The following is a 23,001-nucleotide window of genomic DNA, read 5'->3' as shown; positions in this document are numbered from 1 at the left end:
TAACCCTCATGACTCATTAGGAACCGCATGCGCCAATTGTTCACAAGCGCTTTGATAGTCGCAGCGCTCATCGATGTCTTGTTGCAAAAATTTAGACATACGAGGGTAATATTGAATGGCCATATCTAGCAGCGGATCGCTGCCTGCTGCATAGGCACCCACATTAATGAGGTCACGATTTCGTTGATAACTGGAAGTCAGCTGCTTAAAGCGTTGAATTTGGCGATAATGTTGTTTATCAATTAATTCAGTCATGGCTCGGCTGATTGAGGCCTCAATATCAATAGCGGGGTAGTGACCTGATTCAGCCAGCGAGCGTGATAATACGATATGGCCGTCAAGAATAGCGCGAGCAGAATCCGCGATAGGGTCTTGCTGATCATCCCCTTCCGTTAGCACCGTATAAAAGGCGGTAATTGAGCCACCATTTTTGCCATTACCTGCGCGCTCAACCAATGCGGGTAATTTGGCAAAAACAGATGGCGGATAGCCTTTGGTCGCAGGCGGTTCTCCAATGGCTAAAGCGATTTCCCGTTGTGCCATGCTATAACGCGTCAGGGAGTCCATAATCAGTAAAACATTCTTACCAAGGTCACGAAAATACTCGGCGATACGGGTAGCATAGGAGGCACCTTGCATGCGTAGTAATGGTGAAACATCAGCAGGCGCCGCAACAACCACTGCTCGTTTTAAACCTTCGGCACCTAAAATATTTTCAATAAAATCTTTAACTTCGCGCCCACGCTCTCCGATGAGGCCAACGACAATGATGTCAGCTTGTGTGAAACGCGCCATCATCCCAAGCAGGACACTTTTCCCCACGCCAGAACCGGCAAACAGGCCCATACGCTGCCCTCGACCCACAGTGAGTAGGGCATTGATCGCTCGAACCCCCACATCCAAAACACTGTGGATAGGTGTACGCTCTAGTGGGTTGATTGGTGGAGTGATCAAGGGAGCACGTTGCTTAACATCAAGCGGCCCCTTGCCGTCAAGAGGGGTGCCTTGCGCATCTAAAATACGCCCTAATAGCTCATCCCCGAGAGGTAATAAACGGCTAGTTTGCCCATCATCTCCCGTTGTTTGTGCATAGACACGCGCTCCCGGCGCAATGCCTTCGAGATCCGCAAGCGGCATCAGTAACATGCGCGAACCATTAAATCCAACGACTTCACAAACCACCTCGTCATGGCGGCCATTGATAGTACGCTCAATAATACAAGTGGCTCCCAATGGCATTTTGATGCCTTCAGCTTCCATGACTAAACCGGTAATTTTAGTCAAACGCCCATAATGGCGTGTCATTGGGATCCCTTTCATACGTGATTCAAACCCTTCCAGTGCGGCAATCCAACGGCTCATTCGTACTGTCATGATAGGGTCTCCGGCGCATAAAGACGGCACAATTCCTGCCAGCGTGTTGCAACGGTCATATCGATTTCACCCTCTTCAGCGACAACGCGACAACCCCCAAGGTGTAACTTGGGGTCACCCACTAAGCGCCAGCCGTTTAAGCTCAGCAGTGAGCCTAAATGCTGTTCGATCAGTTCGGTATGCGCTGGGTTAACGTGTAACTCAGGCTGCCCAGTAAAAATAGGTTTTTGCTGTAGCAGATGGCTGATTTCTTCAAGTAGAGCGGTACCGTCACAGATGGTTGATTGCCCCAGTACCTGTTTTGCAGCGGTTAAAGCGATTTGCAACAGCTTTGTTGTGATCACGGTATCGAAACTATCTAATGAATAATTAAACTCAGAGAGTAGTTTTTGCCATGTTTCAATAATGGGTTGCTCTTGCGCTAATGCTTGTTGGCGGCCTTGTTCTTCACCCGCGCGAAGCCCTTGCTCAAAGCCTGCTTGATAACCTTCTTTTTTCCCAAAATCATAACCTTGTTGATAGCCAGCACGATGCGCTTCTTCTTTTAGGTTATCGAGAATATTAATCTGCTCTAGTACCTCTTGTGGTTCAAGGCAGGGCACTTTAGGTTTATCAGGTTCAGGCTGTTCATCAGCGGAAGGTAACCCTGAAGAGTTAAGGTCCCACTGGTTCAACTCGCGTAATTGCCAAGGCTGCCATGCATGCGGAGGAATCGATGAATTAGACATAGACATCATCTCCACCACCAATGGTGATTTCGCCTTTCTCTGCTAGGCGGCGAACGATCATAAGAATCGCTTTCTGCTCGTTTTCGACTTGAGACATGCGTACTGGTGAACGGGACTCCAAATCGTCACGAACAATTTCAGCAGCACGAACAGCCATATTGTTGAGGAAATGGTCTCGTAGAGCTTGATTGCTGCCTTTGAGCGCGATAACCAACGAGTCGTTGGAAACTTCTTGTAGAATGCGCTGAATGCTGCGATTGTCGACTTCGATAAGATTTTCGAATAGGAACATTTCATCAATAATGCGTTGTGCCAGTTCGCCATCGTAATCACGCATCGCATTAATAACGCTTTCTTCTTGCTGATTTTTCATCAAGTTAATAATTTCAGCAGCAGTTCTTACGCCACCCATTTTGCTGCGTTTGAGGTTTTGTCCATCAAGCAGGTTATTTAGCACTTCGGTCAATTCAGCTAACGCTGCTGGTTGAACGCCACCAAAGGTTGCGATACGTAGCATAATATCGTTGCGTTGACGCTCTTCGAATAGCTCTAAAACATCCGCAGCCAGGTTACGCTTCAGATGGACTAAAATCGTAGCAATAATCTGTGGATGTTCGTCACGAATAATATCGGCAACGGTTTGCGGTTCCATATAATTGAGGCTTTCAATACCTGAAGTGCTTTCCTGCTTATCAAAGATATCTTCAAGTAAGCTAGCGGCACGCTCTTCACCCAGTGCTTTCACAAGCACGGAACGTAAATAATCATTCGTATTGATATTGAGTGCGGCAAATTGAATGGCGGATTCCTCAAATTCTGTTAAAACCTCCGCCAACTCATTGTTAGAGATTTGGCGCATATTCGAGACGGCCATACTCAATTGCTGCACTTCTTTAGGATTCAAATGCTTGAAAACTTCAGCTGCCTGATCTTCGCCGAGTGTCATCAGCATCACGGCACTTTTTTCGGTTCCACTTAATATCATTGTGCTTTTCCTAACCACTGGCGAATGACCATAGCCACGACTTGTGGATCTTTTTCTGCCATTTCACGAATACGCTGACTTTGGATTTCTGCGCTGACACGTTGGCGAGTGAGACGGCGACGTGTTTGTTCATCCATATCTTCATTAATTTCTTCTTCAACGACGAGAGGGGTTTTAGGCTGAGCCGCAACAAACACCTCTGCTGCTTGGGCTTGCTGTGTTTGACGGTATTTGAGCCATTGAGGCTTGATACCAAAACGCCACATAAACCAAGCAATAATAGCGATTAAGATAATTTTGCCGTAATCCAATACTTGTGCGAGAAGTTGTGGGTTCTCAAGCATTGAAGGTTGTTCTTCTACGACGCTATCGTTGGTGAACAGTGAATTTGTAATACTCAATGAGTCACCACGATCAGTCGAATAGCCCATTGCCTCACGGGTAAGTGATTCAATTTGTTCCATCATTTCCGGTGATAACGGCTGCATTTGTGGACCATTTTCACCTTCTTGCGGTAAATAGTTGATGATCACTGCAACGGACAACCGTTCAACGACACCTATTTGGCGCTGAGTATGGCTAATTTTACGGTCGACTTCATAATTGGTGGTTTCATCACTTTGAGAATGACTTGAACCATTATGAGAAGCACTGCTTTGCTGTGATGTTTGTTCTTTTTTATCCGTCGTTATTGGTGCACTCGGAGCACTGGGTGGTTGATTCGACAGCGCCCCAGGTACGCCACCGGTACCGCTAGCATTGTTCTGCATGCTATGGCTATTTTGACGAGAACGTATCGCCGCACTATTGGGGGTTTGGTTTGGCTTATATTCTTCAGAGGTTTGCTCAACTTTTGAGAAATCCATCTGTGCGGTAACTTGAGCATGAACGTTAGCACGCCCAACTAAAGGCGAAATAATGTCTTCAATACGTTGTTTGAGATGAGACTCCATCTCTTTCGTCATTTTTATTTGCGCATTGTTAGCCGATTGCTGGCTATTGTCATTGTTAGTCAGCAACCGACCTGTTTGGTCAACAATCGTCACATTTGAGGCTGTTAAACCTGTTACACTGCTCGATACCATGTGGATAATGGCATTGATTTGGCCCTCATCGAGCATACGACCAGGGAGTAACCCCACGGTAACAGATGCAGTCGGTAATTTTTGTTCACGGACAAATAAGGTCGGTTTAGGAATAGCCAAATGAACGCGAGCATTTTGCACTGGACTGAGTGATTCAATCGTGCGCGATAACTCACCTTCTAATGCACGTTGATAGTTAACTTGCTCACTAAATTGGCTAATACCAAACTGTTCTTTATCTAACAGCTCAAAGCCTGTATTTCCGCCCTTTGGTAAACCTGACTGGGCTAATTTTAGGCGCAATTCATGAACTTTATCGGCCGGTACCAAAATTGCACTGCCATTATCGGCAATTTGATACGGCACGTTCATTTGCGTTAATTGACTGACGATATCACCACCGTCTTTTGCGCTGAGGTTACTCAGAAGTACGCGGTAGTCAGGGCTGCGTAGCCAAAGAAGTAGGGCGACAACGACCGCAATCGCGGCGGCGCCAGCAATCATTAATGGGATTTTTGGGGAAGTCTTAAAGCGTGATGCAATAGATGCAAACCCTTTGGTAGCTTCTCCGGTCTCTTTAGATGCGGCACTCATAAATATTCCCTGCCTTGCAGAATCAACAGATGAAAACACTTTTGGCGAAACAATGTTATTCCCTCTTCGTACATCACTTTTTTACGTTGCTATTATTGATGACTCTGATAAATCTAATGACGGAATCAGCCCATAATTTTGGTGTTATTTATCGGCTTCAAGTTAAAAAGGCTGTGCTAGGGTATGCATGCCAAATAAGACAGCGACGATGGCTCGCACAGAAATTGAAGGGAAGAAAATGACAATCCAAGCTATTGAAGGCGTATTATCGCAGCTACAAATGACCGCATCACAAGCTGCAAATCACAGTAAGCCCGTGATTGAACCTGTTGGTTTTGCTGATCATCTTGTTTCTGCCGTAAATCAAATTAATTCTGTTAGGAATCAATCGGCAAAACAGATTGAAGATTTTACATTGGGCAAAAGTGATATTTCGCTGAATGATGTTATGGTGGATATGCAAAAAGCCAGTTTAAGTTTACAAATGGGTATCCAAGTGCGAAATAAACTGGTCGCGGCATATCAAGAAATTATGGCGATCCCCGTTTAAACAATGATTTTTAAATTATGATGATATGAATTTTATCGTTGTTAGGATTTTGGCATTAATGATGCAATGGAAGCGTTCACTTCCTGTGGTATGGGAAGTGAACGTTTAAAGATATCAAAAAAGAGTGTGGCGTAGCCAACTACCAACCAATGGCAATACCAGCACCGACCACGGCGCGGTCTGAATTATTCCAAGAGATAGAGCTACGAAGGTTAATATTCTCTTTTACTTGGTATTGTGCGCCAGCCGCGATAGCATGACCATCATGATAATGACCTAGGCCAACACCTGCACTAAAACGGGTATTCATGGTATAGGGAATATTCGACATCGCCGCAACAGAAGCGATGCCTGAATTAGCTTGCTTGGCTGTTTTATCAATTTTTTTATCCAGCTTAGTAAAACGTGTGTTATTGATATTCTGAGTTTTATCTATGCTTTGGTGTAGGTTAGCAAACTGATTCAAATTATCTGTCTGAGCTTTATGATGCTTCCTCTTAAGTAATAACCATTTTTTTTCGCTATTATGGGAATACATGCTTAGCTGAGCATTAATATAATGATTATTATTTTCTATTGATTGTTTTATGTTTTCATCTACTTCAGACATGGTGGGTGTAAAACTTTTGTCTACTTTTTTTAATTGTTCCAAAAGAAGCTCATCAAAGGTTTTAAATTTTGATTTTTGCTCTTTTTCAGCGAGATGTTGTTTGATTTCTTTTCCGAACTCTTGCAGTTCATAGAGTGTCATGGCTGAATCCATTAATAATGTTGAAAAATGAATAGGGGCGGCGAGCGTGGCACTTGAAAGAGAAACGATTGATAGGAAAGTCATCGCCTTTAGGGGAAAGTGTTTTTTCATCTTGATTCCTTTATTAATGAAATAAATCCATCTACTTTAATTAACTCAATTAATATAGTGCGTTCTGTTTTTTATAATAAAGTTAATTGATTTTTATTAATATTCTGAATTTGTTTTTAATTAGCTCGTGAAAAGTGATTTTATTTGAATTAAATTGAAGGCTATTTATTTCTTTGATAATTTTGGTGAATGAAATAACCGGAGTGAAGCAGCATATTCAGTGTTAACTTTATGATAAATGGTTTTAAATATAATCCTGTTGATATAGGAATTGATAGGTTCCTGAAGCTCAATCAAATGACACAAAAAATAACAAAAAGCGATAAGCAGGTAATGTCTTACTGGCGACCCTATTAATTTATACATAGATAATGTTTTTATCGCTTACTCCGCCAATTTCATTCTATTGATGAGGGAAATAATCTAGGCTAAAAATAGAGCAGATTGATTGTGGGCTAAAAATGATTTTAGATGTATATTATTATGATAAATCCCCTCGATAAGTAAGGCTATTATTGCAGCATAGCGAATGAGATGATTAATCCTTATTATAAATTGGGTTATTTATCATTAATTTGAATTGTTTTGCTGTTTTAGGTCTATTTTTGGTGTTTTTTCCCAGATTACATGTTATTTTTCTGTGAAATTCCATTATGTATTCTTTTACTTTAGGCGACGTAGCGGTAACCTAATTGATTGTTATGTGATTTTTTCATTGAGTCATAATGCCATTTTTTGCATCTTATCGTAAATTTAAAAATACGATAATGATAATAGTTTGAATAAAGAGCACGACAGATAGGATTTTTGAGATATGGCAGTAAAAACGATTATTGAGATACCTGATGAGCGCTTGCGAATCAAATGCAGTCCAGTGACTGACATTGCGGCGGTACAAACATTAATTGATGATTTATTAGATACCATGTATAGCACCGAGAATGGTATTGGTTTAGCAGCAACGCAAATTGCAGCAACACAATCGGTAATGGTAATTGATATTTCTGAAAATCGCGATCAACCGATGGTATTTGTTAACCCTGAAATTATTGAAAGTGAAGGTGAGACGAGCTACCAAGAAGGATGCTTATCTGTACCTGAAATTTATGCAGATGTTGCGCGGTTTAAACGTGTGAAAGTCAAAGCGTTAGATAGAGATGGAAAAGAATTTACTCTTGATTCTGACGAGTTTTTGGCAATTGTGATGCAACATGAAATCGACCATTTACATGGAAAAGTGTTTCTTGATCATTTATCGCCACTAAAGCGGAATATGCTGTTGAAAAAATTAAAGAAACAGCAGCGCTTAAGGCAATAAGTTATCCATAAGTGTCAGGTAGGGGCGCCTGACACACATGGCTATTCAATGGGTTTAATTGTCATTGGTGTATCTGGCTCATTAAATTGGCCATAACTGTTATTGATGACCCGTGTTTGATCCAACTGCTTCATTTCTTTACTTAAAAAATCTAAGTGTTGTTGCAAATAGGTTTTAGTGATCTTTTCATTTTCGATAATTTGATGCAATAACCCCACCAGTTCATCTGTGATGGGGTTCTGTGCTTCGAATTCATGTGTTAATTGCGTTAAATTTTCGACGGCATACACATACTCTGTTTCTTGGGCAACGAGTTGTTCCCACTGTTTTGCTTGTGCTAGCGCGACTAAATTTTCGCTTAATACTAAAACATCACGATAGATTTCATATAAATCAATAGGTTCTTTATTATTCACCTGTTTATCTTTCATCCACATTTGCCCCGATCTGTTGCCAAGCTGACGCGATATCGGAGAGTAATTGGTAAACTTCTTGGATATAAGCCACATTATTTTCAAGGTTAGCATTTAATAAGCGCATAATCATGTAATCATATAGACGATCAAGGTTTTCCGCGATTTCGCCACCCGCGTCATGATTAAGCGCTTGTTTCAAACCCGTATCAATAATATCGATGGCTTTTGTAATTTCTTGGCCTTTTGCCGCGATATTATTCTGTTGCATAAAAATTTCAGCACGTTTTAGGGCGCTTAACGCCCCTTTATATAGAATAGTGATCAATTGATACGGTGTCGCGTTGGTAATTTCACTTTCCAAATCGACTTGTTGGTAGGCTTGTTTTGCTTTTTGTTGATACATAATTATTAACCTAACAGTCTGCCTAATGAGTTACTGGTGCTATTGAGTGAGCTCATCATTTTATCTAAATTCTGGAATTGACGGCGGTATAAATCCATAGTGTTTTCAATTTGTTTATTTGTTTGTTCAATGCGTTTATCAAGGCTTTTCTTTTTCTTTTGCACGCCATCAGTTGCGTTATGCAGTGTGCCATCTTTTGTATCTAGGGTTTTTTTCAAATACTCAAAATTTTCTGTACCGAAACCTGTCTCTTTACCATCGCCCATAAAAAAGGCTTTGACACTAGCAGAGTTTTCTTTGAGTGCTTCTTCAAATTTCTTATTATCAATTTCTAGCGTGCCATCGAGTTTTTGTTTGATCCCCATTTTATTAAGAGTATCAATCTCACCACTTTTTTGTGCCGCACGGACGTGGGTACGCAACTGACTCTGAATGCCTCTTAATGTGGAATCGCCAATCAGTGGACCATTGGTTTTATCTGGGGCGGTACCTTTGTCTGTTGGGGTGTATTTAGTTAACTCAGTTGCAAGCGTTTGGAATTCATTATAGGCATCTACCCAGGCTTTAATTTTTGCTTTAGCAGGTTCAATATCTTCAGAAACGATCAGATGATCGGGTTTTTTATCTTCACTCTCTTTTTTTAGTGTCAGAGTTAAACCAGGAAAGAGATCTTTTGCTTCATTGCTTTGTGATTCAAGTTCAAAACCATCAATATTTAACAAGGCATTTTGGGGGGGAACTTTTTGCTCCATGCCGATGTTTTTTTCATCTTTTAAGACGACATTGCCATCACTGTCTAGTTCTGACTTAACATTCAGTATTTTTGCGAGCTCGTCATCACCTTCAACATTAATACTAATACGGTGGTCTGTACCTTCTTTTTTGGAGGTAACAACAAGGTGATAATTATTCGTTTTATCTTTAATCACTGCTGCGGTAACCGTTTTATCGGTCTTATTAATCGCATCTGCTATTTCAATTAATGAGGTATGTTCATTGTCTAATTTAATGACAATCGGTTTCTTTTCTGCAGGTTGAGTAATGGTGATGGTGCGTTCCGCACTGCCATTCCCTAATAATTTTTTATTATCATCATGGCCTTTAGTGGCGATAGTTTGCGCTTTGGCTAACTGGGTGACTAATACATCATGTACACCCGCTACCGCTTTGCCGTCTGTTTTTACATCAAAACTCTTATATTCGCCATTGACTTTGGTGGTACTGATATCACCATATTTTTTAAGATCTTCAGCCGCTTTTTTTAATTTTTCGAGTGACGATTGCATTTTACCAAAGGCACTGATTTGCGCATCATAGCTGGCTTTTTGAGTGGTTAATGGTTCCAAGCGGCGTCTTTCAACTGCTTCTATTTGATCCATCTGATTATTTAAATCTAAGTTAGCTCCAATACCGAGTGTCGCTATACCAGCCATTATTCTCTCCTAAAAAATTATTCTCATTTACAGGGTTATCGGCGAGAAGAACGGAAATCTTAGACTAAATCGATAAATAATGATGGCAGGAGTTGACCCTACAAAACAGGGTATTTGTCTCTATTGATAATCAATAAGTTAAAATTTGCGGTTTATAAATGTATTTTGACAAAATAATTTATCGCTCGAGGTGCTGTGGTTGCTGGTTTTTTGGCTTTCAGATAAAAATTTTTTGTTGAAAGCCCTAAAGCCCTTTTTTATGCCGCCGATAATGGTATTGCTGGCAACAAACTGTAAAGCCTAACAGATTGGCTAACTCTATTATTACGGAATAACAAGGACATATATTATGGCACAGGTTATCAATACCAACGTTTTATCTCTGACCACTCAGAACAACTTAAACCGCTCACAAGGCGTTTTGGGGACAGCGATTGAGCGTCTATCTTCAGGTTCACGTATCAATAGCGCAAAAGATGATGCTGCGGGTCAAGCGATTGCTAACCGCTTTACATCTAATATTAAAGGGCTGACTCAAGCGTCTCGTAATGCTAACGATGGTATTTCAATGGCGCAAACCACAGAAGGTGCGTTGAATGAAATTAACTCTAACTTGCAACGTATTCGTGAACTGACCGTTCAAGCCAAAAACGGCTCTAACTCTGAGTCAGATATTAAATCAATTCAAGAAGAAGTCGATCAGCGTCTAAAAGAAATAGATCGTATTTCTGAGCAAACTCAGTTCAATGGTGTTAAAGTTCTGAGCGGTGATAAACCAACCATGACTATTCAAGTTGGTACTAATGATAAAGAGAAAATCAGCTTTGATCTGAAAAAAGTGGATAGTGAAACATTAAAAGTTAAAGGGTTTAAAGTTGGAGCTGAATCTGCTGATACTATTGTGACCAATATGGACGCACAAGCGATTTCTAAGGCCGATAACGGTATTGGTACAGAGGCCACAGAGTTAGGTAAGATTACAGTTAATTATGCAGGTAAGGATCAAACAGTTGATGTTACTAGCGCTAAAGTAGATCAAAATGGTCAGTATTATGTAGAGGCTACAGTTAAGGATGCTGATGATAATGATGTAACGGTTGTATTTAAAGCAGATATGACGGTGAAGGCTGGCTCATCTGCTACTGAAGCAAAAACTATTTCATTCAAAGGTAGTGAAGTTGTTGATGCGAAAGAGGTTGCTAAATTTGTAGATTCTACATCAGAAGCTGGTAAAGCGGCTGAAAAAGCAGCTCAACAATTGAAAGATCTGGATGATGCAATCAATTCAGTTGATGCAATGCGTTCTTCATTAGGTGCGATCCAAAACCGTTTCCAATCTACCATCAATAACCTAAACAACTCAGTCAACAACTTGAGTGCGGCACGTAGCCGTATCGAAGATGCTGACTTTGCAACTGAAGTGTCTAACATGAGCCGTGGTCAAATCCTGCAACAAGCGGGTACCGCAGTACTGGCACAAGCAAACCAAGTTCCACAAGGTGTTTTGAGCCTGTTACGTTAATTCGTTTCACTCTCTCGTTTATAAGGCCAGAATATTCTGGCCTTTTTTGTATTATGATGACGGCATGAATTTCATTTCGGTGCGATACCATTTTGCCAGTAAACATTTGTGTTAGGGAAAATAGCGCTAATTTACCTCATTACTCAACGGATTGAATTATTAAGTCACTAGCATAATGAATACCTTTATATCAGTCTTAAAGGGTGATTCCGGTTGTGAGTGATTTGTATACTGCCGAAGGTGTAATTAATAAAAATAGCCTATGGGAGCGTTATTATCCCTTAATACGACATGAGGCCCTAAAGTTACAAGTGAGACTGCCAGCCAGTGTAGATGTTGATGACCTCATACAAGCGGGAGGTATTGGGTTATTACATGCATTGGAACGTTTCGATGCTTCTCAGGGGGCGTCATTCGCCACCTATGCGGTACAGCGTATTCGTGGTTCCATGTTGGATGAATTACGCAGTCGCGACTGGGCGCCTCGTAGTGTACGCCGCCAAGCACGAGAAATGGCAAAAGCGATTGGTGAGCTTGAACAAACATTGGGTCGTACAGCCACTGAAAGTGAAATAGCGCAATCACTAAAAATAGATATTACTGAATATCGACAAGCCTTACTGGATACGAATAACAGCCAACTCTATTCCTATGATGAGTGGCATGAAATTCATGGCGAGAGCTGTGAACCCGTCATTGATGAAAGTGATGGTGGCAACCCATTGAATTTTTTGATGGAGTCGAATTTGCGTTCACAGGTGATTGATGCCATCGAGCAACTCCCTGAGCGAGAAAAGCTTGTGCTGACGCTATATTATCAAGAAGAATTGAATTTAAAGGAAATTGGAGCGGTGTTAGAGGTTGGGGAGTCACGTGTTAGTCAGCTGCATAGCCAAGCTATCAAGCGCTTACGTGGTCGTTTAAAGTCTATTTCCGAGTAATATTGCGGCGTTCGCCGCATTCGCGATAGTCACAGAAGCCGCGTTAGCATACTGATGATGGGGTGATAGGACTAAAAAGTCCGCTTAGTTAACTATTTTGCTGTGGAGAATGACATTTCTTTGTTGAATAAGCGCTCCCTACATCATGGCGTCAGGAGCACTTACTTGAGCATTAAAGGCTGGCAGCCTCAGCGATCAGCTTCCCTAACTCATGCCAATTTTCATTATCAATCAGGTCATTAGGTACCATCCATGAACCACCACAAATAAGGACAGAAGGTAGCGCCTTATATTCGTGGATATTTTTTGGACCAATTCCCCCCGTAGGCATAAAATTCACAGGGTAGACGGCACTTAACGCTTTTAACATCGCTACGCCACCAGAAGCTTCTGCTGGGAAAAACTTCACTGTGGTTAAATTAAATTCTAACGCCTGTTCAACTAAGCTTGGATTATTGAGCCCAGGGATAATAATGACATTTTTTTGCTGGCAATAAGCGACGATTTTAGGGTTAAAACCTGGGCTTACGATAAAGTCCACGCCTGCATCAATGGCTTGATCAACCTGTTGAGTTGTCAGTACTGTGCCCGCCCCAATCAGAATTTCAGGGTATGCCGCTCGCATATTTTTGATGGCTTGTACGGCAGCAGGAGTTCGAAAAGTCACTTCTGCACACGGCAGCCCATTTTCCATTAACGCTTTAGCGAGGGGAGCACCATGTTCTGCATTATTGATAGTAATAACAGGCACGACATTAATTTTTTTTAATTTCTCGATGAGTTGATTCATGTTTAGATCCCTTTGATATTGTTTAGCTCTATGATGGGCATCGCTTCACGCGGAATAATGGCACCTCGGTGTTGGATCACGGTTCCTGCAAGTAAATGGCCTGTGCGAGCCGCTTCTTCAGGTGAGCCACCCAGAATTCGACAGGCAAGATAACCAGCGCTGAAAGAATCACCAGCAGCGGTGGTATCAATGACTTGCGCCACTTTATTCGCGGCGACTTCGAATTGTTGGTCGTGAATAATGATATAGCAGGGTTTTGCTCCGCGTTTAATAATGATCTCTTCAACGCCATGCTGCTGTGCACGTGCAATTGATTGGCTTTCTTGCTGATCACCATACAGCAGTTGCTCATCATCAAAAGTTAAAAATGCGATATCAGTCAGCGATAACATCTGTTGGTAGGCTTGCTGTGCCGCCTTGACAGAAGGCCATAATGCCGGACGATAATTATTGTCAAAAATGACCTTAGCGCCTGACTGGCGAGCTGTTGCTAACAGTGTAAACAGCAATTGGCGAGCGGCTTCAGGTAAAATAGCTAAGCTGATGCCACTTAAATAGAGATATTGTTGTTGATTCAGTAATTGTTGGGTGCGCTCGGCGGTTTGCGCATTTAACCAAAATTTCGCTGCTGAGTTATCACGCCAATAAAAAAAACGGCGCTCACCCTCTTCTGAAGTTTCAATTAAATACATACCGGGGAGGTGTTTTTCGGCGATCAGCACATGGTCTGTATTGATCCCTTCAGCTTGCCAACTTTCTAACATTTGTTGGCTAAAAGGATCTTGACCCAGTCCCGTTAAATAGCGAGTGATAACACCTTGTTTATGGGTTAAACGTGCAAGATAGAGAGCGCTATTTAGCGTGTCCCCACCAAAAGTTTGCTTAAATAATTCCCCTGATTTTTGTAACTCAACCATACATTCGCCAATCACGGCAACTTGCAAAGCTGTAGCCATTTTTACCACCTATCGTTTTTATTTTTTATCACTCAATTGAGTAAAACTTCATTAGCTAATAGCATTAAAACCTATTTTTTAGACAAGTTCAAATAAAAATGAAACGCCGTTTTAAAAATATCGAATCAGCGTTCTTGTTTTTCATGAAAGTGATCTTTATGCTGTTGAGTAAACATAAAATCGGCACATCAAACCATCTGATATGGCTATCATATTGGTTTGAATAAATAGGAAGGTGAATGGTGGATAAGGTCACGCAAACGGATGCCGTTTCGTCAGTAGTAAAAGTATTCAGTATTCTCAATGCATTAGGAGAACAAAAAGAGATAGGCGTGTCTGAGCTTTCACAACGACTGCTGATGTCAAAAGCCACCACCTATCGTTTCTTGCAAACCATGAAACAATTAGGCTATGTGGCGCAGGAAGGGGAGGCGGATAAATATTCATTGACGCTTAAACTATTCGAATTAGGTGCTAAATCTTTAGAGTATGTTGATTTAATTGAAATTGCTGATAAAGAAATGCAGCATATTGGTCAATTAACACATGAAGCTGTGCATCTTGGTGCTTTCGATGATAACGCCATTATTTATATTCATAAAATTGATTCTAGCTATAACTTGCGTATGTATTCGCGGGTCGGGCGGCGTAACCCATTGTATTGTACCGCTATCGGCAAAGTACTTTTAGCTTGGCAAGATGAAGCCACGGTAAACAGCATTTTAGAGAATGTGGAGTTTGTGAAAAAAACGGCGACGACGATCCTCAGTAGCGAACAATTTATGCGAGAGCTTGCTGAAGTGCGTAAGCTGCATTATGCACAGGATAGAGAAGAGCAAGAGCTGGGGCTACGTTGCATCGCAGTGCCTGTTTATGACCGTTTAGGCCATGTGATTGCTGGGCTATCAATATCTTTTCCTACCATTCGCTTTGATGAACAGCAATTGGAATATTATATTCGTTTGCTAAAGGTTGCTGGACGTCATATTTCAGAAAAAATGGGCTATCACGATTATCCGTTATAGTAGGGGGTTAAACCTGTAATTCTTCACTAAGCTGTATATGAGTGAATATTTAACCTTTAAATTTAACCAAATCAATCGTTTGAAATTTGGTTAAATGATCACTTTTTTGCAGATAAAAAGGGCAGTCACACAAGTTTTGGCTGATAAAACTCGCCATTTCATTCGTCATATCTATAATTTTGGCATTATTTTGTGATTAAAATATGATTATGCTTAAAAATTTATTGATATTTAGCCTATTTATTATCCCTATCCAAGCCATAGCAATGGATTATACCTTCCCAGAAAAAGCGCCTGCTGACCGTGTATATAATGAAGATTATCAAGGTATTGATATTATCAAGCAGCAACAAGGTTTCATTTTTGATCCGAAAAAGAAAGTGGCTGAAGAGGATCGCCGCTATGAAGACTTACTGGCTCAAAAACAACAAAGTGACGAGTGGGATAGTTGGAATAATGGTGTCTGTCATCATGCTTTCGCCACGATGGGATGCCCGGGGGAGCCAGCCTGGTTGCATGACCCGCAACAACTGAAGCACATGATTGAACAAGCGAAGAAATAAGGCGAGGCAATGTATCGCCTCACCTTGGCCCGTTATTTCAGTGCGTTAGTAAAGCGTTCCGTGTATTCAAAATCTTTGGTTTGCTCAGGGTTGCCTGAATTAGAGGCTGATGCGAATTCGCCGACGCCGACCCTATCGCGGGTTAAGCTCCACATTGAAATTAAGTTCACGCCATTGGTTTTCGCGAAATTACTTAATGTATTGATATCATTAAAATTAAACATGGATCTATCATCATTAAGACCAATCATTGGAGTGACTTGTACTAAATCATACAGCTCTGCATCTGTTAGTGTTGGGTAGTAGGTTTTTAATTGACCTTTTAGGCTGGTTGCCACATCTGCGGCGGCCTGCCCCATATTTTTATCAGTTCCTTGACCATAATCCATAGCCATACCATTCACTTTCATTTTTAAACCTGCATTAACAGATTTTTGTACTAGCGCTAACCCTTTTTCGACAAGGCCATAAGGCATCACCGGTAACGTTAGGCTCAAGGTGATATCAGGGTTATTTTTTACTGTGGTTGATAGCGCGGTGAAGGTTTTATCGGCATCGTATAAATCATTTTCAAAATCAAAATCTAGCTGCGAGGCGCCAAGAATATCAATGACTTCTTGGTAGGTTGCAATCAGTTGGTCAACAGTTTGCCTTGCAGAGACATCATAGTTAGCCGCACCTCCGAATGACACAATCACTTTGATATTGGCTTCAATTAACGCATCACAAAATGGTTTAGCCCAAGAGATAGGCATACTGGAGTATGCTCCCCATGCGGCATTATTATTAGGATCCGCAGTTAAAAAAGCCAAGTACACACCATCAACGCTATGACTTATCGCGGCTTGGCTATATTTAGGGTTTGGTTTGCCGTTAGGAGCAAGTGGGTCGTTCCAAATAGCATCAACGGTAACATCGAAATAAGGTGCAAATAGTGTCTTATTCATCATCATTTCTCTTTTAGTCGGGGGAATTTTAGCCATCTGGCATCGCGCCATTAATGATCAAAATACGCGATCTTTATTGGTTAAATGATGAACAGATTAATGACTTGTCATGAAATTTATTTCAAAAACAGGCATGTTATTGTTATTTAAAAAGGGGCCTAATTGGCCCCTTGAGGTGGTTGGCAAAGCGGGATAAAAGCCTGGTTTTTCCCGCGTTGTGTTATCAGCCGAAAATCAATAAATTGATTTTCCTCGTTTGTTTTCAAAACCTATTCGACTTGCCGCCAAACATAATAGGTTTGTCAGCAGTCTGAAGGGGACTCATTGCCCCCTTGCAGTAAAACGCTTAATTAGTTTCAGGGAAGGTCAATGTTGCCCCAGGTGCTTCTCTACTTAAGTGAATGAAATTCAGATGTTTTTCGTATTGATCTAAAATGTCACTGATCACCTGTTCTTTGGTGTAATCCATTAAGTCATTGCCTTGTGTTCCCTCCCAAAGGAAGGTCTCTAAGCGATAGTAATGAGATTTTCCAGAACGAGCTCGGTAAGTAAAGCCCGGCACAGAGTAACGCTGAGGCCAAATTTGATAAATAAAGTTCTGCTCTTCGGCCAGATCAACGACAAGTTCTAAGTGATTTAAACGTTCATCGCCAACGGGGGGAAGGCTATTAAATTCAACGTTAGCACCACGTAGCGATAACTCTTTTGCTACTTCTTGCATTGCGGGTGTACAGACTAAATCCAACATACGCTGTGTATAGGTGGTACCTGGGAAGTTCATCACACGACCTAATCGCTGTTTCCAGTTTAATTTTCCGTTACCGTATAACGGGGCTGGTGCATTGGTCGTCAGTGAACTTACTCGTCTGAAATCTTCCACTTTTAGTGACTTATACAGCCCAGCCATAATAAAGAAAATAACAAAACTGAAAGGTAAACCCATAATGACGGTTGTGTTTTGTAACGCTGCCACGCCATCGGTCATTAACATCCCTAAGGTTAATAAACCAATTGCGACAGACCAAAAGATACGTAACCAGTTCGGCGCGTCATTGTTGATATCGCTTAAGTTTGACGTGAAATTACCAAGGACTAATGAGCCTGAGTCCGCGGAGGTCACATAAAAGAGTAAGCCTGTGATTGTCGCAACGGAAGCGGTTAAACCAAAACCTGGGTAAAGTTCAAGCAGTGAATAAAACCCTTTTTCAGGCGCCGCTAGAACGGTTTCAGCAAGTGCTTTATTGCCATGAATGATTTCGTATAACGCACTGTTACCGAAAATAGATAACCAGAGAAGGGTAAACACAAAAGGGATAATCAGTGTGCCAATGACAAATTGGCGAATGGTTCTTCCTCGTGAAATACGCGCAAGAAACAAACCAACAAATGGCGACCATGCGACCCACCAAGCCCAGAAGAATAAGGTCCAGCTATTCATCCAATCCGTTGGGCGGTCAAAGGCAAAGCTATTGAGCGTCATCCCCATAAAGCGATTAATGTAATCACCGACATTAAGGACTAGCGCATTGAGTAAGAACTCAGTATCACCAACAAACAAAATGAATAAGATCAAACCTAATGCGAGCAATACATTAAGTTCCGATAAAATACGGATCCCCTTATTGACCCCAGAAGTGGCTGAAATCACGGCCATGATGACGGAGAGCAAGATTAATCCCCCCTGAACACCAAGCCCTTGCGGGAGGTCAAACAGGACTTTTAAACCATAATTGAGCTGAACAACACCAATACCGAGTGTGGTTGCAATACCAAAAATAGTACCAATAACCGCGGCGACATCGACGGTATGACCGATAGGCCCATAAATACGTTTACCAAAAATCGGATAAAGTGCAGAACGGATGGTTAACGGTAAATTGTAGCGGTAGCTAAAGTAACCAAGCGCAATTCCCATTAATGCATACATAGACCAGCCCGTCAGGCCATAGTGGAAGAGAGTCCACACCATCGACTGACGAGCTGCTTCTAATGTTTCCCCTTCGCCTGTAGGTGGCAGCATATACTGTGTCACGGGTTCGGCGACGGAGAAAAACATCAGGTCGATACCGATTCCGGCAGCAAATAGCATGGCAGACCAACTGAGTACACTAAATTCAGGCTTCGATTGCTCTGGACCTAATTTGATATTACCAAAACGAGAAGTCGCTACGAATATCACAAAGACAATATACAGCGTTGCGGCTAATAGATAATACCAACCAAACGTTTTTGATACCCATCCAAGAGTGGCAACGATCCACTGATTGGCCGTTTCTGTCATGAGTATGGTGAAAAATGAAAATGCTAGTATTAAACCAGCAGAAGTGAAAAAAACCACAGAGTTTAATTTGTCTTTCTGCTGATTTTTTGGACTATTTTGAATTGTCATCGGCAGTTTCCACAATTTTATTTATTCGAAAGTTAAAAGTTACATTCTTTGCTAATTTGTTGAATTAAAAGCAAAGAGTTAAATTTTTACGCCTATCCTCTCCTTATGTTTGTAAAGTAATTGTGATAAAATATAGTTAATATTGATTGAATGTTCAATTAAAAAAAAGTTTAATAAATAGGTTCACTGTATTTTTTGGGTTAAGAAATCATGCCGAAAATAGGAATGCAATCGATACGTAAGCAGCAGTTAATTCAAGCCACACTTGATGTGATTAATGAAGTCGGTATGCAAGAGGCGAGTATCGCTTTAATTGCCCGAAAGGCGGGGGTATCAACCGGTATTATTAGTCATTACTTTCGTGATAAAAACGGTCTACTAGAGGCGACAATGCGCCATATACAGTACCAACTAGGCGTTGCTGTTGCGATGCGTTTAAGACTGTTGAGTCATGCTCAGCCAAAGCAGCGTATTCAAGCCATCGTTGAAGGTAATTTTGATTCTTCACAAATAAGTGAAGCGGCGATGAAAACATGGCTGGCATTTTGGGCAAGTAGCATGCATCAACCGAGTTTAAATCGGTTACAGCAAGTGAATGATAGACGGCTGTATTCCAATCTCAGTTATGAATTTTCGCGTGTACTTGATAAACAATCTGCACGCATGGCTGCTAAAGGATTAGCGGCATTGATCGATGGGTTATGGTTGCGTAGTGCCTTGAGCAATGAGGCTTTTCCCCTGCAAGATGCTTTAACCATTACGAATGAATATATCGATATGCAATTTACTCGGCATAAGGATAGCTAAGCCAACCGTTTTAACAGAAAGGAGATATTATGCACCAACCACAATTACATAAACTTTATATTCATGGTGGTTATGTGGATAGCTCACAACCTGAATGTGGGCAGTTTGATGCAATGAATCCAGCGAATGGTGAAGTGATCGCATGTTTACAATCTGCAACGCGTGAAGACATTGATTGGGCTGTGGAAAGTGCCAAACAAGGGCAAAAAGTATGGGCAGCGATGACGGCAATGGAGCGTTCTCGTATTTTACGCCGTGCTGTTGATATTTTACGTGAGCGCAATGACGAATTGGCACACTTGGAAACGTTGGATACCGGTAAACCATTATCTGAAACACGCTATGTGGATATTGTCACGGGTGCTGATGTTTTAGAGTACTATGCAGGCTTGATCCCCGCGTTAGAAGGAGAGCAAATTCCTTTACGTGAGAGCGCATTCGTCTATACACGCCGCGAGCCACTTGGGGTTGTTGCTGGGATTGGTGCGTGGAACTATCCAATTCAAATCGCACTTTGGAAATCTGCACCCGCTTTGGCGGCAGGTAATGCCATGGTATTTAAGCCAAGTGAAGTCACATCGCTGACCGCACTAAAACTGGCTGAGATTTATACGGAAGCCGGACTGCCAGCAGGCGTTTTTAACGTTGTGACGGGCGCTGGTGCGGATGTGGGTCAATGGCTAACAGAACACCCAGGGATTGCAAAAATATCCTTCACCGGTGGTGTTGCGACAGGCAAAAAAGTAATGGCAAGTGCTTCGGGTTCGACATTAAAAGATGTCACGATGGAACTTGGTGGCAAGTCACCGCTTATTATTTTTGATGATGCTGATCTGGATAACGCAGCAGATATTGCCATGATGGCCAATTTCTATAGTTCAGGCCAAGTTTGTACTAACGGCACTCGAGTTTTTGTGCCAGAAAGCTTAAAAGCACAATTTGAAGAGAAAATTCAACAACGTGTGGCGCGCATCAAAATAGGTTCACCGCTCGATGAGACAACTAACTTTGGTCCATTGGTGAGTTTTCCACATATGGAAAATGTATTGCGCTATATCGAAATAGGCAAACAGCAGGGCGCTAAATTACTTTGTGGTGGTGAGCGTTTGACTGAAGGAGCATTTGCTCAAGGCGCTTATGTGCTGCCAACCGTCTTTACTGATTGTTCTGATGATATGCAAATCACCCAAGAAGAGATTTTTGGTCCTGTGATGAGTATTTTGAGTTATCAGTCGGAAGATGAAGTTATCGAACGTGCAAACCATACGTTATATGGCTTAGCCGCAGGGCTTGTCACTCGTGATATCTCACGAGCGCATCGAGTCATCCATCAATTAGAAGCGGGTATCTGTTGGATAAATACTTGGGGGGAATCACCAGCACAAATGCCTGTTGGGGGCTATAAGCACTCAGGGGTGGGTCGTGAAAATGGCCTAGTAACACTCCAAAATTATACTCAAATAAAATCAATACAAGTCGAACTTGGGGAGTTTGCCTCGGTATTTTAATCGCTTATTTTAAATTTGACTGAAACAGAGGAGATAACAATGGTCTATGACTACATTATTATCGGTGCTGGTTCAGCCGGTAACGTTCTTGCTACCCGCCTGACAGAAGATTCTGATGTTACTGTGCTGCTCCTTGAAGCTGGAGGACCGGACTACAGGTTCGATTTTCGTACACAAATGCCAGCGGCTTTAGCCTATCCATTACAAGGTCGACGTTATAATTGGGCCTATGAAACTGATCCTGAACCGCATATGAATAATCGCCGTATGGAGTGCGGACGAGGAAAAGGATTAGGAGGCTCATCACTGATCAATGGCATGTGCTATATCCGTGGTAATGCATTAGATTTTGATGGGTGGGCTCAAGCACCAGGCTTAGAAGATTGGCGTTATCTCAATTGTTTGCCCTATTTCCGCAAAGCAGAAACGCGTGATATAGGGGCTAATGATTATCATGGTGGCGATGGCCCCGTGAGTGTGACGACACCGAAAAATGGCAATAACGTGTTGTTTCATGCCATGGTTGAGGCTGGCGTTCAAGCGGGTTATCCGCGAACTGATGACCTGAATGGCTATCAACAAGAGGGCTTTGGCCCTATGGATAGAACAGTAACGCCAAAAGGGCGTCGTGCGAGTACGGCTCGTGGTTATCTGGATCAAGCCAGAAAACGTCCTAATTTAACTATTATCACGCATGCTACGACAGATATTATTGAATTTGAAGACAAAAAAGCAGTCGGTGTGAAGTTTTATCAAGGAAATAATAAAACGGCCGTTCAGGCAAAAGCACGTAAGGAGGTCCTATTATGTGCTGGGGCGATAGCTTCACCTCAAATTTTGCAACGTTCGGGGGTTGGGCCTGAAGATGTTCTGCAAGAGTTTAATATTCCTGCTGTACATGTCTTACCGGGAGTAGGGCAAAATTTACAAGATCATCTGGAAATGTATTTGCAGTATGAATGTAAGCAGCCTGTATCTCTCTATCCAGCATTAAAGTGGTATAACCAACCCGCAATTGGTGCTGAATGGTTATTTAAAGGTACGGGGATTGGTGCCAGTAACCAATTTGAAGCTGGCGGATTTATTCGTACCAGCGATAAATTTGCGTGGCCAAATATTCAATTTCACTTCTTACCTGTAGCCATTAACTATAACGGCAGTAATGCTGTAAATGTGCATGGCTTCCAAGCACACGTTGGGTCGATGCGTTCACCTAGCCGTGGTCGTGTAAGATTAAAATCCACGGATCCTTATCAGCACCCTAGTATTTTGTTCAACTACATGTCCAGTGAACAGGATTGGGAAGAGTTCCGCGCAGCCATTCGTATTACACGTGAAATCATGGCACAGCCAGCACTGGATCCTTATCGAGGTAAAGAAATTAGCCCTGGTAAGCATATCCAAACGGATGAAGAGCTGGATGCATTTGTGCGTGAACGTGCTGAAACAGCATTTCATCCCTGTGGTTCATGCAAGATGGGATATGATGAAATGGCCGTTGTTGACGGTGCAGGTCGGGTTCATGGGCTCGAAAATCTCAGGGTAATTGATGCATCAATTATGCCGCTGATTATCACGGGTAATTTGAATGCAACAACCATCATGATAGCTGAAAAGATGGCGGATAAAATCCGTGGTCGTGAGCCGTTACCTGCGAGCCAAGCAGACTACTATGTTGCAGGTGATACGCCTGTACGCCAAATTTAATCATCATTCATTTTATTTTCGCCCCCGATTTATTGGGGGTTTCTTGTTTTATTGAACAGTAAAAATAAGCGTATATCACAGTAGGTGAAGTTACTTAT

The 23,001-nt window shown here is 41.9% G+C and carries 21 protein-coding genes; 9 read left to right on the top strand and 12 right to left on the bottom strand.

The window, feature by feature from the left end; genetic code table 11:
* Positions 1-6 precede the first annotated feature (6 nt).
* Genes fliI through fliF form a run of 4 tightly spaced genes read right to left on the bottom strand, consistent with a single transcriptional unit; the run spans position 7 to position 4,766 of the window.
* Entirely contained in the window at positions 7-1,374 is a 1,368-nt protein-coding gene (gene fliI, locus ACWPW6_RS12055; RefSeq protein ID WP_163862329.1) for a flagellar protein export ATPase FliI, read from the bottom strand.
* Positions 1,371-2,102, bottom strand: coding sequence for a flagellar assembly protein FliH (gene fliH, locus ACWPW6_RS12050; protein WP_249999000.1), 732 nt, complete (start codon positions 2,100-2,102; stop codon positions 1,371-1,373). The genes fliI and fliH overlap by 4 nt, the downstream gene beginning before the upstream one ends.
* Positions 2,095-3,087 (bottom strand): flagellar motor switch protein FliG, encoded by a 993-nt coding sequence (fliG, locus tag ACWPW6_RS12045; RefSeq protein WP_154623795.1) that lies wholly within the window; start codon positions 3,085-3,087, stop codon positions 2,095-2,097. The genes fliH and fliG overlap by 8 nt, the downstream gene beginning before the upstream one ends.
* On the bottom strand, positions 3,084-4,766 hold the full coding sequence (fliF, locus tag ACWPW6_RS12040) for a flagellar basal-body MS-ring/collar protein FliF (RefSeq protein ID WP_163862325.1): 1,683 nt from the start codon (positions 4,764-4,766) through the stop codon (positions 3,084-3,086). Before fliF ends, fliG begins: the two co-directional genes overlap by 4 nt.
* Before the next feature lie 238 nt (positions 4,767-5,004).
* Between fliF and fliE the strand changes: the two genes are divergently transcribed.
* A complete protein-coding gene (fliE, locus tag ACWPW6_RS12035; protein WP_163863616.1) occupies positions 5,005-5,316 on the top strand; it encodes a flagellar hook-basal body complex protein FliE in 312 nt (103 codons plus the stop codon).
* A gap of 139 nt (positions 5,317-5,455) precedes the next feature.
* Here fliE and ACWPW6_RS12030 read toward each other — a convergent pair whose 3' ends face one another.
* On the bottom strand, positions 5,456-6,178 hold the full coding sequence (locus ACWPW6_RS12030; RefSeq protein WP_244316433.1) for a YadA-like family protein: 723 nt from the start codon (positions 6,176-6,178) through the stop codon (positions 5,456-5,458).
* An 814-nt stretch (positions 6,179-6,992) separates the two neighbouring features.
* Between ACWPW6_RS12030 and def the strand changes: the two genes are divergently transcribed.
* Positions 6,993-7,496, top strand: coding sequence for a peptide deformylase (def, locus tag ACWPW6_RS12025; protein WP_154624561.1), 504 nt, complete (start codon positions 6,993-6,995; stop codon positions 7,494-7,496).
* Positions 7,497-7,537: 41 nt separating this feature from the next.
* Here def and fliT read toward each other — a convergent pair whose 3' ends face one another.
* Genes fliT through fliD form a run of 3 tightly spaced genes read right to left on the bottom strand, consistent with a single transcriptional unit; the run spans position 7,538 to position 9,748 of the window.
* Positions 7,538-7,927 carry a flagellar protein FliT gene (fliT, locus tag ACWPW6_RS12020; RefSeq protein ID WP_154624562.1) on the bottom strand — a complete coding sequence of 130 codons (390 nt, stop codon included), beginning with the start codon at positions 7,925-7,927 and terminating at the stop codon, positions 7,538-7,540.
* A complete protein-coding gene (gene fliS / locus ACWPW6_RS12015) occupies positions 7,917-8,315 on the bottom strand; it encodes a flagellar export chaperone FliS (protein WP_154624563.1) in 399 nt (132 codons plus the stop codon). Before fliS ends, fliT begins: the two co-directional genes overlap by 11 nt.
* Before the next feature lie 5 nt (positions 8,316-8,320).
* The gene (gene fliD, locus ACWPW6_RS12010; protein ID WP_249998996.1) at positions 8,321-9,748 is read right to left on the bottom strand and encodes a flagellar filament capping protein FliD; all 1,428 of its coding nucleotides are present in this window, start codon (positions 9,746-9,748) and stop codon (positions 8,321-8,323) included.
* Positions 9,749-10,097: 349 nt separating this feature from the next.
* Here fliD and ACWPW6_RS12005 point away from each other — a divergent pair, with 349 nt between their 5' ends.
* Together ACWPW6_RS12005 and ACWPW6_RS12000 are read left to right on the top strand one after the other, a co-directional pair.
* Positions 10,098-11,270 (top strand): FliC/FljB family flagellin, encoded by a 1,173-nt coding sequence (locus ACWPW6_RS12005; RefSeq protein ID WP_249998994.1) that lies wholly within the window; start codon positions 10,098-10,100, stop codon positions 11,268-11,270.
* Between the two features lie 215 nt (positions 11,271-11,485).
* The gene (locus tag ACWPW6_RS12000) at positions 11,486-12,211 is read left to right on the top strand and encodes an RNA polymerase sigma factor FliA (RefSeq protein ID WP_163862319.1); all 726 of its coding nucleotides are present in this window, start codon (positions 11,486-11,488) and stop codon (positions 12,209-12,211) included.
* 172 nt (positions 12,212-12,383) lie between these two features.
* Here the strand turns inward: ACWPW6_RS12000 and ACWPW6_RS11995 are convergent, their stop codons facing one another.
* The gene (locus ACWPW6_RS11995; protein WP_154624566.1) at positions 12,384-13,001 is read right to left on the bottom strand and encodes a bifunctional 4-hydroxy-2-oxoglutarate aldolase/2-dehydro-3-deoxy-phosphogluconate aldolase; all 618 of its coding nucleotides are present in this window, start codon (positions 12,999-13,001) and stop codon (positions 12,384-12,386) included.
* Positions 13,002-13,003: 2 nt separating this feature from the next.
* The gene (locus tag ACWPW6_RS11990) at positions 13,004-13,957 is read right to left on the bottom strand and encodes a 2-dehydro-3-deoxygluconokinase (protein ID WP_249998992.1); all 954 of its coding nucleotides are present in this window, start codon (positions 13,955-13,957) and stop codon (positions 13,004-13,006) included.
* A gap of 239 nt (positions 13,958-14,196) precedes the next feature.
* Here ACWPW6_RS11990 and kdgR point away from each other — a divergent pair, with 239 nt between their 5' ends.
* Both kdgR and ACWPW6_RS11980 read left to right on the top strand, forming a co-directional pair.
* On the top strand, positions 14,197-14,982 hold the full coding sequence (gene kdgR, locus ACWPW6_RS11985; protein ID WP_249998990.1) for a DNA-binding transcriptional regulator KdgR: 786 nt from the start codon (positions 14,197-14,199) through the stop codon (positions 14,980-14,982).
* Positions 14,983-15,191: 209 nt separating this feature from the next.
* Positions 15,192-15,545 carry a hypothetical protein gene (locus tag ACWPW6_RS11980; RefSeq protein ID WP_249998989.1) on the top strand — a complete coding sequence of 118 codons (354 nt, stop codon included), beginning with the start codon at positions 15,192-15,194 and terminating at the stop codon, positions 15,543-15,545.
* Positions 15,546-15,577: 32 nt separating this feature from the next.
* Here the strand turns inward: ACWPW6_RS11980 and ACWPW6_RS11975 are convergent, their stop codons facing one another.
* Positions 15,578-16,528, bottom strand: a complete 951-nt coding sequence (locus ACWPW6_RS11975) for a chitinase (RefSeq protein ID WP_249998987.1) — start codon at positions 16,526-16,528, stop codon at positions 15,578-15,580.
* A 310-nt stretch (positions 16,529-16,838) separates the two neighbouring features.
* A complete protein-coding gene (locus ACWPW6_RS11970; RefSeq protein WP_154624571.1) occupies positions 16,839-18,881 on the bottom strand; it encodes a choline transporter in 2,043 nt (680 codons plus the stop codon).
* A 210-nt stretch (positions 18,882-19,091) separates the two neighbouring features.
* Here ACWPW6_RS11970 and betI point away from each other — a divergent pair, with 210 nt between their 5' ends.
* The 3 genes from betI to betA are packed head-to-tail and all read left to right on the top strand — an operon-like array spanning position 19,092 to position 22,903.
* A complete protein-coding gene (gene betI / locus ACWPW6_RS11965; protein ID WP_154624572.1) occupies positions 19,092-19,688 on the top strand; it encodes a transcriptional regulator BetI in 597 nt (198 codons plus the stop codon).
* A 29-nt stretch (positions 19,689-19,717) separates the two neighbouring features.
* Positions 19,718-21,196 carry a betaine-aldehyde dehydrogenase gene (gene betB, locus ACWPW6_RS11960; RefSeq protein WP_249998986.1) on the top strand — a complete coding sequence of 493 codons (1,479 nt, stop codon included), beginning with the start codon at positions 19,718-19,720 and terminating at the stop codon, positions 21,194-21,196.
* Positions 21,197-21,235: 39 nt separating this feature from the next.
* Entirely contained in the window at positions 21,236-22,903 is a 1,668-nt protein-coding gene (gene betA / locus ACWPW6_RS11955) for a choline dehydrogenase (RefSeq protein WP_154624574.1), read from the top strand.
* The last annotated feature ends 98 nt before the right edge of the window (positions 22,904-23,001 follow it).

Source organism: Providencia sp. Marseille-Q8014, assembly GCF_965112055.1.
The sequence above is the reverse complement of the archived record's forward strand: the minus strand, read 5'-3'. Positions and strand labels throughout refer to the sequence as shown.

Bases quoted from the DNA above. Each gene is read 5' to 3' on its own strand.
- kdgR (WP_249998990.1), top strand. From the start codon at position 14,197: ATGGTGGATAAGGTCACGCAAACGGATGCCGTTTCGTCAGTAGTAAAA.
- ACWPW6_RS11970 (WP_154624571.1), bottom strand. From the start codon at position 18,881: ATGACAATTCAAAATAGTCCAAAAAATCAGCAGAAAGACAAATTAAAC.
- betA (WP_154624574.1), top strand. From the start codon at position 21,236: ATGGTCTATGACTACATTATTATCGGTGCTGGTTCAGCCGGTAACGTT.
- fliE (WP_163863616.1), top strand. From the start codon at position 5,005: ATGACAATCCAAGCTATTGAAGGCGTATTATCGCAGCTACAAATGACC.
- fliD (WP_249998996.1), bottom strand. From the start codon at position 9,748: ATGGCTGGTATAGCGACACTCGGTATTGGAGCTAACTTAGATTTAAAT.
- ACWPW6_RS12030 (WP_244316433.1), bottom strand. From the start codon at position 6,178: ATGAAAAAACACTTTCCCCTAAAGGCGATGACTTTCCTATCAATCGTT.
- fliF (WP_163862325.1), bottom strand. From the start codon at position 4,766: ATGAGTGCCGCATCTAAAGAGACCGGAGAAGCTACCAAAGGGTTTGCA.
- fliG (WP_154623795.1), bottom strand. From the start codon at position 3,087: ATGATATTAAGTGGAACCGAAAAAAGTGCCGTGATGCTGATGACACTC.
- fliI (WP_163862329.1), bottom strand. From the start codon at position 1,374: ATGACAGTACGAATGAGCCGTTGGATTGCCGCACTGGAAGGGTTTGAA.
- fliH (WP_249999000.1), bottom strand. From the start codon at position 2,102: ATGTCTAATTCATCGATTCCTCCGCATGCATGGCAGCCTTGGCAATTA.
- betB (WP_249998986.1), top strand. From the start codon at position 19,718: ATGCACCAACCACAATTACATAAACTTTATATTCATGGTGGTTATGTG.
- ACWPW6_RS11995 (WP_154624566.1), bottom strand. From the start codon at position 13,001: ATGAATCAACTCATCGAGAAATTAAAAAAAATTAATGTCGTGCCTGTT.
- betI (WP_154624572.1), top strand. From the start codon at position 19,092: ATGCCGAAAATAGGAATGCAATCGATACGTAAGCAGCAGTTAATTCAA.
- fliT (WP_154624562.1), bottom strand. From the start codon at position 7,927: ATGAAAGATAAACAGGTGAATAATAAAGAACCTATTGATTTATATGAA.
- ACWPW6_RS11975 (WP_249998987.1), bottom strand. From the start codon at position 16,528: ATGGCTAAAATTCCCCCGACTAAAAGAGAAATGATGATGAATAAGACA.
- ACWPW6_RS12005 (WP_249998994.1), top strand. From the start codon at position 10,098: ATGGCACAGGTTATCAATACCAACGTTTTATCTCTGACCACTCAGAAC.
- ACWPW6_RS11990 (WP_249998992.1), bottom strand. From the start codon at position 13,957: ATGGCTACAGCTTTGCAAGTTGCCGTGATTGGCGAATGTATGGTTGAG.
- ACWPW6_RS11980 (WP_249998989.1), top strand. From the start codon at position 15,192: ATGCTTAAAAATTTATTGATATTTAGCCTATTTATTATCCCTATCCAA.
- fliS (WP_154624563.1), bottom strand. From the start codon at position 8,315: ATGTATCAACAAAAAGCAAAACAAGCCTACCAACAAGTCGATTTGGAA.
- def (WP_154624561.1), top strand. From the start codon at position 6,993: ATGGCAGTAAAAACGATTATTGAGATACCTGATGAGCGCTTGCGAATC.